The organism is Methanosarcina sp. KYL-1 (assembly GCF_024372725.1).
In the GTDB taxonomy this organism is placed as follows: Archaea; Halobacteriota; Methanosarcinia; order Methanosarcinales; family Methanosarcinaceae; genus Methanosarcina.
Map to the genome: position 1 here is coordinate 100,760 of NZ_VOUA01000005.1, position 12,523 is coordinate 113,282.

General features: G+C 39.3%; 11 protein-coding genes. 2 read left to right on the forward strand and 9 right to left on the reverse strand.

Annotation, left to right across the window (positions count from 1 at the left end):
• Positions 1-14: 14 nt before the first annotated feature.
• The 8 genes from FTO70_RS06130 to FTO70_RS06165 form a co-directional block, all read right to left on the reverse strand.
• Positions 15-1,760: a hypothetical protein gene (locus FTO70_RS06130; protein WP_255334857.1), complete on the reverse strand. Its 1,746-nt coding sequence runs from the start codon at positions 1,758-1,760 to the stop codon at positions 15-17.
• Positions 1,761-1,795: 35 nt separating this feature from the next.
• Positions 1,796-2,992 (reverse strand): glycosyltransferase family 4 protein, encoded by a 1,197-nt coding sequence (locus FTO70_RS06135; protein ID WP_255334858.1) that lies wholly within the window; start codon positions 2,990-2,992, stop codon positions 1,796-1,798.
• A gap of 181 nt (positions 2,993-3,173) precedes the next feature.
• Positions 3,174-4,214, reverse strand: coding sequence for a DUF354 domain-containing protein (locus tag FTO70_RS06140; protein ID WP_255334859.1), 1,041 nt, complete (start codon positions 4,212-4,214; stop codon positions 3,174-3,176).
• Between the two features lie 54 nt (positions 4,215-4,268).
• Positions 4,269-5,465, reverse strand: a complete 1,197-nt coding sequence (locus FTO70_RS06145; protein WP_255334860.1) for an aminotransferase class V-fold PLP-dependent enzyme — start codon at positions 5,463-5,465, stop codon at positions 4,269-4,271.
• 116 nt (positions 5,466-5,581) lie between these two features.
• Positions 5,582-6,613: a FemAB family XrtA/PEP-CTERM system-associated protein gene (locus FTO70_RS06150; protein WP_255334861.1), complete on the reverse strand. Its 1,032-nt coding sequence runs from the start codon at positions 6,611-6,613 to the stop codon at positions 5,582-5,584.
• Complete coding sequence (locus tag FTO70_RS06155; RefSeq protein WP_255334862.1) at positions 6,597-7,625, reverse strand: polysaccharide deacetylase family protein; 1,029 nt, start codon at positions 7,623-7,625, stop codon at positions 6,597-6,599. The genes FTO70_RS06150 and FTO70_RS06155 overlap by 17 nt, the downstream gene beginning before the upstream one ends.
• A gap of 1,444 nt (positions 7,626-9,069) precedes the next feature.
• Entirely contained in the window at positions 9,070-9,318 is a 249-nt protein-coding gene (locus FTO70_RS06160; protein ID WP_255334863.1) for a hypothetical protein, read from the reverse strand.
• Positions 9,319-9,605: 287 nt separating this feature from the next.
• The gene (locus FTO70_RS06165) at positions 9,606-10,721 is read right to left on the reverse strand and encodes a radical SAM protein (RefSeq protein ID WP_255334864.1); all 1,116 of its coding nucleotides are present in this window, start codon (positions 10,719-10,721) and stop codon (positions 9,606-9,608) included.
• 156 nt (positions 10,722-10,877) lie between these two features.
• Here FTO70_RS06165 and FTO70_RS06170 point away from each other — a divergent pair, with 156 nt between their 5' ends.
• A complete protein-coding gene (locus FTO70_RS06170; RefSeq protein WP_255334865.1) occupies positions 10,878-11,063 on the forward strand; it encodes a 4Fe-4S binding protein in 186 nt (61 codons plus the stop codon).
• Between the two features lie 64 nt (positions 11,064-11,127).
• Complete coding sequence (locus FTO70_RS06175) at positions 11,128-11,847, forward strand: cyclase family protein (protein ID WP_255334866.1); 720 nt, start codon at positions 11,128-11,130, stop codon at positions 11,845-11,847.
• Positions 11,848-11,863: 16 nt separating this feature from the next.
• Here FTO70_RS06175 and FTO70_RS06180 read toward each other — a convergent pair whose 3' ends face one another.
• A complete protein-coding gene (locus FTO70_RS06180) occupies positions 11,864-12,463 on the reverse strand; it encodes a hypothetical protein (RefSeq protein ID WP_255334867.1) in 600 nt (199 codons plus the stop codon).
• Positions 12,464-12,523: the final 60 nt, after the last annotated feature.

Consider the following 12,523-nt stretch of genomic DNA (forward strand, 5'->3'; position numbering starts at 1 on the left):
TATTTTACTATGAGTTAAGATTTAAAAATCTCAATATTAACTGAGTCATATATCTTATTCACCGACTTATCATTTCTGAATCTATCAAAGTCTTCTTTAGTAAACCTTCCAACGGCCTTATAGCCAGGGACTTCTTGATACAGCAATTCATCTATTGTTAAAATAATAACATATGTTCCTTTGCCCAATCCTAAATTGACATCCATAAAGTTTCCCGAGCTATTTAAATAACCGAAATGGTCAGCTGTATTATTCTGGCCGTATCTTCTTTCTTGATCGCCAAGTATGGCCTGAAATCTGTTTATCTGGCTCATTGGAGCACTAACAATTGACTCGTCTTTCACTTCATAAAACCAGTCCATTCCCTGTACTTCATTATGTGTAAGGGCAACGTTTGTACGATATACATTTGGAGAATCAAGGCATCCAAATAGGCTTAAAGTCCAGATAAACGAAAGGATCCCACAAACTATTAACAGCTTATACAAAGATTTTGAATTTTCCAAAAAAAGCAGGTATAAAGCACAGGCAAATAGAGGTATCTGGGCATAAACTACAAAATTTAAATTCATAACTCTATCCGGCTGATGAGAGATTATCGGGTTGAGTAATAATATCATTTGTATAATCAACAGTAGTAAATAAAATGTTAATAAATATGGATAGTTTTTAAGGGTATTTACTTTTAACAAATCTTTTCGGAAATATAAGTAAATTATCGAAATAAGGATGATAAGTGTAGGAATTAAATACCGACCATAAAAAAAACTAAACAATTGTATGTAATCAAAAAAATCAAAATTAAGTTTTGCCAATTTGTCGGTAGTTTCTACAAAGACCGGTTCTGTAATTCGATTTATAAAACTGACGTAGCTTTTTTCAAACCTTATAATTATAATTTCACTATATATATACCAAAAAATGAAAGAGACAATTAATATTAAGTAACTATATACTTTAATTTTTGGAATCTTCAATACCTCTATATTTGAGCTTGATATGTATTTTGGTATTAAGTGAAATAAAAAAACAACAAACAGGAAATATACAATAAAAGGGTGGGTAAAGGGTATAAGTAACGTCATTAAAACAAATATTATTGAATATGAGGTGTCATTATACCTCCCAAGATATTTGTAAAAATAACATAAATACAAAGGCATAAATGCAAAAAAAAGTGCATGAGGGACATTCAAATAATTGTATATTCCTATATACAGGATAAAAGAAGAAACAAGTACTAAGGAATGAATACAAGAATTGGAAAATAATTCTCTTGAATACAGGTAAATCCCGGAAATAAACACAAATGAAAAAATTATTGGAATAATGAAAGACGTTTCATGTGCTTCTAAATCAGAAATCACCGATATGCTAGCACCAATGATATGACTGGCAGGATATATATTCCAGCTTCCGAAATGCCCTGAAGTTGCAATATGCAGATATTCTCCAATGTAGCCCATGTCATCGGCACGACCCATTGAATAATATCCCAGCATATAAGGTATGATCAATATTTCAAAGTGGTTTAAACAAAGGATAAGAGTACCCACTTTTTTCATTCCATTTAAAACTAAAAATGTTGCTACCAAATAACAAATTATTAAACCTAAATAAAAACTTAGTGGAAGCATCGAATATATATCTACAACGTATCCGACCGGTTGAACATTCCTGAGCAGGAATAAATTCCTACTCTGAAGAATAAAGCAGAATATTGACAACAATGTAAATATTTGATTTTTTTTCATCTGCATAAGGAACCCCCACCATATAAATTCCCACCAGTTGATTAGACGTCAAGATTAATAAACCCAACTTCGGAATAAATATTTGCTATCTTTCTGGCTATAACGTCCCAGGTAAATTGTTCTGAATATTCCTTAATCTTAATATTGTCCCATTCTTTATTCAGTGCTAGCAAAATGTTTTCTTCTAGCTCTTTTGTTCTCCCAGTTTCACACAGCAATCCATAATCATCGGAAGTGATTATTTCAGGAACGCCGCCTACCTTCGTACCAACGAATGGTTTTCCACATCCCAAGCATTCAAACATAACTGTTGGGTTCCCTTCATTTAAGCTCGGCAACACAAACACATCACATGCATTTAACCAGATGGGAATCTCATCATGTGGTCTGCTACCCACTACTTTCACATAATCCTGTAAGCCTCTTGATACAATCTGTTTTTTTAATTTTTTTTCTAAAACCCCTCCACCGACTATATAACACTGGACGTCGTTTCTACGTTTCACAACTTCGCCCATAGCTTCAATCAGATATTTGTGCCCTTTGATCTCAAGCAGGCTCCCAACCGTTAAGATGATTTTTTTACCATGGGGTATATTTAGTGCATTTCTACACTTTTTTTGATCCTCTGGATAAAATAAATCATCCCTGTAACCATTTGGCAGAACTGTGACAGGGGTTTTTACAGTTAGTTTTCTTATACATTCTAGGTTGCTTTTGCTCACTGTAATTATATGATCTGCTGAGTTAAGCACATATTCTATTCTTTCCTTCCATTCTTCATCCTTAAATGGTAAATTATAAATGTCATAGCCATGTGTAGTAACCACAAACGGTACACTATATTTTTCTTTAATCTTTGCACCAACATACCCAGATGACCACGTGAAGTGAGAATGGATTATATTAAATTCTACTTTCTTCTTGTTTATTGTGTTCTCCACAGCTTTATAATGTTTTTCGCCGAGCCTTTTGTACTGCGCATCAAGTGGTGCATATATAATCTTGGTTGGCCATACCTTTATATTAGGGGGAATGTTGGTTTTATCAATTTTGTGATCCAGTTTAAATATATCCAGGTAGGGAATTGTGATGTATTTAGAAATTTCTGCAATGGGGTTTGACCTGACTAAAACAGAGCATTCGTTAAAATACTTGCATAAACTGTTAATAGACTCTTTTTGGAAAGAATTGTATGAATGCACTACAAATAATATATTATCGTTTGAATGAATCAAAAAATATCCCCTTCTAATTTAATGCGTTTATTGTATCCAGATCCCCGAGTTTGAAATCCTTCCAATTTCCCCTCTTTTTTCAAGGCAGGATTTTAATGAGACCTGATCCGTTTTTTGTATGCTGGATCGAAAATCATATTATCTAGCTGATGCACACAAAGCAACATACTTTTATTCAAGCTCATGGCCCCCTCCCATAAGTCAAATAATTCTCCACAAATTCTACCATAAAGGAAGTAACATCAATTTTGTCTCTTATCAGCCCCTCTCTCTTTTTACCCCAATCACTCTTGGAATTTGGATTTTTGACCAGTTCGATTGCTTTTTTGAGGGCTTCATCAGAATCATTGTAATTTAATACCAATCCATATTTCTCTTCGAGCTCTATGAAATTGCCCATTGTCCCGACAAGAGATGAAACGTAAATAGAGGGAGTACCCAGAATGGCACCTTCAACTGCTGTTGTTCCTCCATCCCCGACATATAAACTGGCATAATAAAGTAAATCATGTAACTTGTCTGGTGAAGTTTTAATACGATATTTATCAAGTGCATCATCCAATTTACTTTCAGAAGTAATTAATACCTTCCCATACTTCTCAAGCTCTTTTACAAACTCAATTTTGTTTTGTATTCCATGATGACCAATATCATGAGCTGCACTCCAGGATACAAATCTCAAAATTATGAAAGTATCATCCTCATGTAACCCTAATTCACTTAGAACTTCGGGATTAGGTGTAAAGTAATTTGGATGTAAATATGCTAGTTCATGGTAGCCATTATACCGGATTTGTTTTTTTCCAAAATCCTTTTTAAAACACGAAGGAGTAAGAACCACATTTGTAAATGGAGTTGTAATCATGTTAGTTAATTTTGCATGTTCTGTGTCTGTAAAAGTAATTGATTTTGCTTTTGTGATTTTTGAAATGTGTGCACCAAATATGTTTCCGATGCCAACGATTATATCTATATCATATTTTCTTTGTGTTTTGTAAGTTTTCAAATCCCCTTTAATTAGCAGGTTTGCATACCCCAATAAGTCCTTGGCACTTTTTCCATAAACTTCATATTTCAAATTATATCTATTCAAAAGATCTATTGTGACATCCTTATCAATAGTGTTTATATATATTCTGTGACCACGCTTTTGCATTTCCCATATGAAATTTTTAAGAAAATGAACATGTGCCGGATGACCAATATCAACTAGAATTTTCATAAAAATATCCCCATTTAATTTTGTATATTTGACAAATATTGATATTCTTGAATTTCATAAGTGAGGCCAATGATTTAGTAGATCGATGATTTTGTCAAGATTTCTTTTGTTAATATTTGGATGAGTGGGGATGGTCAAGGTTTTATTTGCCATTTTTTCAGCTATCGTGTAGTCTGGGGATTTCTCGTTGAACAGTTGTGGAAGTGAGGATGTAATGTATGGAGTTACTTCTATCCCCGACCTTACGAAAGCATTTATCAGGTTCTTTCGATCCTCTCTATCTATATTTTCAAAGTATATTGGAAAACGTGAAAAGGTCGGTTTCATATGCTCAGGTACTTCTGGAAACAACAAGCCATTCCGGTCTAAATTATTCATCAGATAACTGGCATTTTTAATCCTTGCATTATTATAAACGTCTAACTTGGAAAGCTGCTGTAAGCCCAGAGTAGCCTGAAATTCTGTATACTTATACGTTAATCCCTGGACCTCAGAATATGTGGTTGAACGTGTTTCCCCCAGATTTTTATTCCCCATTATTCTATATACTGATGAGTAAAAAAAGTTAACGTTGCAAAGAGAATATCCGATCATGTACGCAAATGTTTTTGTTTGATGTATTATCCCATATTTTTTAAAAGTATCATTGATTGCAGATATCTTATATGAAACCTCTCTGTTATTGGTACAAACAATGCCACCATGAATCGTAGTGATTGGTTTTCCCATATTCAAACTGAATAATCCGGCATCTCCAAAAGTACCGACTTTCTTCCCTTTAAATTCAGCACCAAATGACTGGCAAGCGTCCTCAATCACAAAGGCTCCATGCTCATGGGAAATTTCTGTGATCTCATCTATGGAGCAAGGATAACCGAACATGTGGGCTGCAATCACAACCTTAGTGTTACTTGATATTTTGTCACGAAGGTTGTCTGGATCTATATTGTATGTGTATGGCTCGATGTCAACAAATTTGAGCTTAAAACCCATCTCATTAACAAGTCTAGGGATATCTTCACAGGTGTATGCAGGAATAATTACCTCATCACCTTTTTTTAAATCACATGCTTTCAGTATGGTATACAACCCGGAAAAACCGGAACTTGTAAGATTCACATACCTGCAATTCAGATAATTAGAGATTTCATCTCGAAATGTTGCACAGCCCGTTGAATTATTCGTTAAATATGTGAAAGCGGTTTTCAAAATTTCCTGTGGATAAATGGGCGCTTGAGAAATTGAGATCATTGCATGACTCCTAACCTGTCCCGTTCAATATCAATGCTATAGCAACATGTCCTAAATTTGCGACTTTAACTCTTTATTACTTTTATTCTCGGTGAGGGATTTACGTATATAATACATCACGGCACCTCCCTCCTGATATTCGGCCCGATTCGGGTTGTCCATGTTAAGGGTAATCTACTCCATATCTTTGCATGTTTCCTGTATTCATCCTGGGGTGGTTTTGGGATCTTTGTCGGGGGATAATAACAGTAATTTAATGGAAATTCGGTACAACCCCAACGAGATTTAAATACATGGTTCCCGGAATTAACCAGACTTCTTCCAAAATCAACCCATAACATATTATTCTCAGATGCGTATTCCACACAATTCCAGTACATGAAATCATTAGGAGCATAATTTAAAAAGTCAGGCAGGGATGCTCCCCATGCTGTAATCAAAACATCTTTGAATGTAAGGAGATAGAAAGCAGCTATCGGGAGGTCACCTAAATTTGCTCTGGTAATAAGGGTCTTATCAGGGAAATGCTTAAGTATGCTTTTAAAAAATTCCTGATCATGGATAGGGGTGCCCAGACGCTTCATACTCCACGAATATATCTCGTAGAATTTTGAGACCCCATCTAAGCTTGAATCAACTTCGTGTTTTAAATCACTTTTTTTTCCTTTTCTTATTCTATTTCTAACATTTCTGTTCATTTTGTTCCATATTTGATCATGCCCTCCGGAAACATCTAAAAGAAAAGTAGAGTAGTTTCTTGTGAAGATGAGGTTTCCATGATTATTATTTTTGAAACTTCGAAACTCACAATAATCTACTCCCAGTTTATTTCCAATATCAATTGCCTCATCATTTAGTGCTTTCCCGATAAGCTCATCAACAGCACAAACGCCTCCATAAGGAGCAAACGGAACAGATACAAGCCGTCTTCCAAAAAATATACTGGTCATATAAAATAGCGGTAAAATGCCAACTATGTCTCCCTCATCATCTTCCGCAAATAAATAGTACGGTTCATGGTCATAGGTCTCCTGGATGACCTTCTTCCACCCAATCTGGTGATAAAACGTGGTGCTATCATTTCTCGTGACAAAGTCTTCCCATTTTTTTTCATCTCTTGGTCTCAATAGTTTAATCTCGAATTCCATAATCATTACCTAACAGATCCCTTAGGGGAATTTTGTCTACATTGTCTAAATTTTTCAACACATAACGGATCCTTTTTTCAACGATTTTCCCTTTTAGAATCCAGTATAAAGGTCTCCCATTCCCAATAGCAGGAAATTTTTCAGTAGAAATATCAATTGGATGAAAATAAAAAATCGTATGGCCTCTACTCAAACTCTGCTTCAGCCCTTTATATATTAGATGAGAACCTAAAAACCTCAGCATTGGTCCACCTGAAGTCGGGATCTTGATCCCCATATCATAATATGCCCATGGAAACTCAACAAAATTCCTGTTTTTAGTTGGTTCCAGACTACCTGGAGCTGGGTAATAAGGGATAGAAGAAACACCTTTAAGAGGAGAGCCTGATTTATTATACAGAGAATTTACAGTCACTGATGAATCGTACTTGAATCCAATTTTTTCGAGTGAATCAAGCATCCATCCTGCAACGAATGCATTAGGAGCCCGGTATCCAATTACTTCCTGCCCGGAAATCCTTTCAAGTATTTTCTTTGCCTTCAGGGTGGTTGCCTCAAATTCTTCAATGCTCGTCAAAGGTTCTTTTGTCCTTGGATCGATACAGCATGCGTGGTCCGCACCATGGCATGCAATTTCATGCCCTCTTTCGGAAACCAATTCTATGAGTCCCGGGTAATGATCTGCAACATCCGCAACAACAAAAAACGTAGCAGTTATGTTAAATTCATCAAGAATATCCAGTATTTTTCTTGTCGGCTCACTCAAGTAATCGTATCTTTTGTTCCATTTTTCAAAAAACTCGTTTACATCTTTATAAACAGAAAAACTGGACCCACAAACAGATGGTATATGGTACCAGTCTTCAAGGTCAACTGTAATTGATAAACTACTATTTCTCATACTTAGCATACTCTGATTCCCGCTACGGCGTTTCATCAAAATCTTTTTCCCGAAATTGACTGCAAGATCCCTGAATAACATAGACCCTTTCCAGCAATACTTGGAGAGCATACTCTTGTTCTCACAACTGAGTTTCATCAATTTTTGTCTCAAAATTGACTGCAAGACCCACTGAATAACATAGACCCTGTACAATTCGTAAATGCGGATCGTTCTCAGCTTGCAGCTCTTTGTGAAATCTTCCCTATTTTATCGGAATAGGCCGATGGCCTCTTCGGGATCTCTGCCGATCTTGCTTAAAGTCTCGGAGTGATGGCTGATATTCTGGCCCATGTCCCTTATCCGGCGTATAATGTCGATCTGCCTTACAGAGTTGGAGGAACTTATTGATTATGAAATCACAATTTTCAATGGCAATCGTCAGAGGCACCATAGCGAATTTTTGTGGCGTTGTAAAGCGTTTCACTTCCTCCGTCCTGTGATTTCTCAACTTTCATCCACGTTCATCCCGGTATCATATCCCGGTATCATTCTCATCATTTTCTCTCCTGCAGGTTTTGTATTTGCAGGTTTTGCAGTTCCATCCAGCAGACGTTATAATCGGTTTCTCGCTCCCGGATCGCTATCTCTGGAGCTGATCGACAGGTCCATTGGAAGGATTCGATTTGCTGTTTCGGAGGCAAGCTATTAGCTGGTAACACGCTTTGTGTAAGTTTCGATCGCTTTTCTTGCAGGTTCTGTTGTCTACAGCAGCCTGGGAACAGAACTCGGATCTTGACAGACACTTTGTTCGTATTACAATACATCCAAAATGATTGCCAGCCCCACATCCTTTTTTGCGAGCATCAAAGCCGTCCCCACGATAACAGCTGTCCCTATGGCAACTTCCTTCTCAGGAATCTGAAGTATCACAGTAACCTTAGGTGAAGCATCCCCCGATAAATTCATGCTCCACTGACAAGGCTTAACTTAAGCAGTACATGATGCCTAAATAATTTCAGCTTCTGGAAGATAAGTCCAGATACAACTTCGAATTTGCGCTAATAATCCCCTAATTATTTATCCTGCAAACTTCAGCTAAAATCTGCTCACTTATCTTGTTCTCAAAGTTATGGCTGAATTGGATATACTATTTGGAAAAATAAATAATTTTGGAAACAATGTTTCCGAAAAATGTTGCCTAATAATATAAATATCAAGAAGTAATGGTGAAAACTCCCATTATTTAGTTGCTGTCTCCAAAAAAGGAAACGAAAGGCAATATTGAAGAAAATAGTCGGGGCACTCAAGCTAAAAATCTGCAAAAATCTTTTTTACGCTAAGAGCTAACAAAAGTTTGATTGTTGATGTTGGGGGAGCCCAACTATAAGAAGCTCAAGAATCAGGATACCCTTCTTTTTGGATACTTACTCGAATCTAATATGAATAAACGTATTTGAAATTCTTTGAATAACAGGCAAAAACAAATGAAAGCACCTTCCAAACACCGGTACTTTCCTCCATAATAAATTAAAAGAAGTCATAAATTAAAACGTATTACCTGCATGCAAACGAATTACAAATATTCTGTCATTTTAAAAACAACAACTGCAAGTAAAGTGTATAAAAGTGGAATAATCCCCATATCTAATGAAGTTTCCAGAGTCTTGTCCCATAATTTTGATGTAGATATAACTTCCCTAAAAGAAAAGAGTAAGATCAGGCCGATCGTCGATATATATCCATATTCCGGCATTCCCGGAGAAGTTGTCATTGAAACCGTACCGCATTGAATAACATTCTGTGATACTATGCTTACAAGCATCTAATTCCCCCATGCTGGCTGCCAATTGAATTGGTTCGCCAGATACCCCTGCCTGATATCCTTATCTCCCTGCCAGGTACCCCTTACCTGATTCTCAGGGCTGCATAAGGCTTGCAAAAGGCCTTCAAAAAGGCCGGAAATATGGTGCAAATATGAGCTTAATAAAGAGAGTAAAATGATTCTATATATAACTTCTTTCAAAAATAATAAATTATTTTATAAACAATTAAAATGTACAATTTGGAAGCTATTCTGGCAGGAAAATAGTAATATTAAGGCGCTTGTTTTTAAAGAGGGATAATTTCGACAAGCATCCCGCCCTCAAAAGGATACCGCTCGATTATGGAAAGTCTGGCTTCGCACACCTTCATCTCTTCCTTCAGAACTTCTTCTTCTTCCTTTTTCATTTTCAGTTCGTTTTTCAGTTCTTCTTTCAGCACTCCCTTTAACTCCTCAAGCACCCACCAGGCTATTTCGATTTTTCCATTTTTTGCTTCAAAGAGCTCTTCAGGGACCTCTGCCTCCTGCAGGACCTTTTTTACAAGTTCCTGGTCTCCTCCCTCAATCACGCCATACATGAGAGTACCATCTTCCGTGATTTCATCAAATTCCCTTGCCGTATTCTTTGCAATTCTCTGGAGCCTTTTTCTGAGCTGGACGGCATCCTTGTAGGTTGAAGAACAGAAGTGCACTTTTTTTCCGGAGCATAAGGCGGCTTTTGCGTATTCCCGGGATCCGGCTGCAGCGTTTGAGCTGTCGGATTCAAGGGAGAGGCCGCGGCCAAGGAGGGCTCTGGAATTATTATCGGAGAACTCAAGCTCGTTAAGATTCAGGAAAATCCCTGTTTCCTCTGCGAATGAGGCTGCCTTTTCCGCACCTCTAAGGGCCGGTATCTCTATTCCTGTTTCGATTCCCAGATCCTTTGCATTCCGGATAGCTTCAGCATAGGGGCTTTGTTTCAGGGCTTCCCAGCTCTCCTGTGGAGGGTGGAAACGGATCTCGTCCAGGCCTGCATCCGCGAGTTTTTTAAGTTTTTCCCTTTCAGGGGCCAGGGAGGTGTAAAGGTGGATGTGGTGTTCGCTTCCGAAAGCAGATTTCAAAAGCCGGATGTAATGCAGGACTCTCTCGGTTTTCAGCAGGGGTTCTCCGCCTGTGATCCCTGTCCCCAGGGCATCCATAAGCTCCGCTTCTTCCAGCACGTCAGAATCGCTTTCTACAGGCCTTTCGTTTGCGAAGACCACGTCTTTTCCCCGCCTTTCGTCGGAAAGGGGGCAGTAAAAACAGCTTTTCGGGCAGAGGCCTGTTACAAAGAGCACCATCTTTGCGCCCTCCTGGCAGAGCTTGCAGCCTTCAGAGAGGTAATTGTAAAATGAGCCGGTTTCGTCTTCCATGTATTTTTCCATGCCTGTGCTTGCATATTCTTTTTTCTTATATAAGGCTTGTTTTCTGGCATGTTTTTAAACCCTTTTTTCCCCCTGTAAGGAGACCCGCGGAAAAGGGGATTCTATCCGCCGGAATCAGAAACTAATATATGTATCAGGCCCTAATGCTCAGTTATAATGTCCGAGAAAAGTGGATACGTCGTGGTCTTTGGCTGCAAAAGATGCGGGAAATGCAAAAACGTTTGCCCTTCGGATGCTATCTACGAGGAAAACGAACTTGCAAAAATCGACCAGGGAAAATGTACCCTTTGCATGAAGTGTATTGATGAGTGTACCAACAGGTCAATCATCTATATGGAATGAGAACTGAAATTAGCTGAAACTTGATTTCGCTGAAACCTGGAATTAGAATGAGACCTGAAGTGAGGTGCCAAGCCTGGAAAACATGCCGATCAGGAGAAAAATCATTGATATTACCGTCCCCCTTTCTCCCTCTACCCGGGTCTTTCCCGGAGACCCGGTGCCTTTCGTAGAAAAAGTCTGCACCCTTGAAAAGGAGGGGTGTGCAGTGTCCAGGCTCAGTTTCGGGAGCCATACAGGTACCCATGTTGATGCTCCTTCCCACGTCCTGCAGAACGGGCTGGCGGTTGATAAACTGGAGCTCGAAGGCCTGGTGGGGGAGGCCCTGGTACTCGACTTATCTTCTGTGAAAGGTGCACTGAAAGAAGAGATTCTCAAAGCCGAATTTGAAAAAGCAGCTGTTTTCGGGTGTGCAAAAGTCCTCCTCCTGAAAACAAAAGGCCGGCTTTTTAGGGGAGAAAAGGGCTTGAAGGCCGCAGGCCCCCGGGATGGAATGCCGGAGGCTGAAGAGGGGTTTGAGGACTCCGCTTACCTCGATGAAAGCGGAGCGGCCCTGATCGTTAAAAAAGGTTTCAGGACCGTCGGAATCGACAATTTTTCAGTGGACAGCCTCGCTTCGGAACCCCTTCCTGCCCACAGGACACTGCTTTCAAACCGAATTAATATTGTTGAGTGCCTGGATCTCAGTTCGGTGGAGGCCGGGATTTACTTTTTTATCTGCCTCCCTCTGAAAATCGAAGGCTGTGACGGGGCTCCGGCCCGGGCCGTGCTGATTTCCTACCTATGAATTTCATCTCCGGTTTTCAGAAATGAGACATTGTATACCTTTTTCCGTCTTCATAAACCAGTTCGAAGACGAATTCGCCTGAAACCGGGTATTCGATCACAACTCCTTCTGCTTCAGGGGCCGGAGACGTTTCATTGTTTCCCGGGTTTTTTGCAGGGGCCCACTTCCCATCTTTGTCCGGAAAACCTGCAGCAAAGCGAACAGTTTCTCCCTCCATAAGAATCCGGTTTTTGATCCCGTTTTTATACTGGTAAATCAGGGTATTGTTTTCCAGGGTCCATTCCGAGTCGCTGAAGTTCCCGTTGCAGTCAGGGTCAGGGTCAACCCCGAAACTCAGGTAGCTGACCGAGGGTGGGAGGGAGAAAGTAAGGGTGCACATGCTTCCTTCTGGACTGCGGCTGTCTTCAAGTTCCCGCGCGTACCCACCCTGGATCGAGCGAAGGGAAAGAGCGGCGTCTTCTACCTGGGCTTTGACCTCCGCTTCCTCCAGCAGGGGCGATGCGCCCTGCCAGGCCTGGGCCAGGAGCAGCAAAACAGCGGCAAGAAGCCCCATGTAAACTACCAGTTTAAGGGGAATCGTGTCTGCGGCCCGGGTGTCGGAGAAGAAACGTTTCATCTCCTGAAGAATATGTGGTCTCAGGTAAAAAAATTTTAGCCCAGTTCCCTCTTTCTCTTC

Bases quoted from the DNA above. Each gene is read 5' to 3' on its own strand.
- FTO70_RS06145 (WP_255334860.1), bottom strand. From the start codon at position 5,465: ATGATCTCAATTTCTCAAGCGCCCATTTATCCACAGGAAATTTTGAAA.
- FTO70_RS06165 (WP_255334864.1), bottom strand. From the start codon at position 10,721: ATGGAAAAATACATGGAAGACGAAACCGGCTCATTTTACAATTACCTC.
- FTO70_RS06155 (WP_255334862.1), bottom strand. From the start codon at position 7,625: ATGCTCTCCAAGTATTGCTGGAAAGGGTCTATGTTATTCAGGGATCTT.
- FTO70_RS06160 (WP_255334863.1), bottom strand. From the start codon at position 9,318: ATGCTTGTAAGCATAGTATCACAGAATGTTATTCAATGCGGTACGGTT.
- FTO70_RS06130 (WP_255334857.1), bottom strand. From the start codon at position 1,760: ATGCAGATGAAAAAAAATCAAATATTTACATTGTTGTCAATATTCTGC.
- FTO70_RS06180 (WP_255334867.1), bottom strand. From the start codon at position 12,463: ATGAAACGTTTCTTCTCCGACACCCGGGCCGCAGACACGATTCCCCTT.
- FTO70_RS06150 (WP_255334861.1), bottom strand. From the start codon at position 6,613: ATGGAATTCGAGATTAAACTATTGAGACCAAGAGATGAAAAAAAATGG.
- FTO70_RS06170 (WP_255334865.1), top strand. From the start codon at position 10,878: ATGTCCGAGAAAAGTGGATACGTCGTGGTCTTTGGCTGCAAAAGATGC.
- FTO70_RS06140 (WP_255334859.1), bottom strand. From the start codon at position 4,214: ATGAAAATTCTAGTTGATATTGGTCATCCGGCACATGTTCATTTTCTT.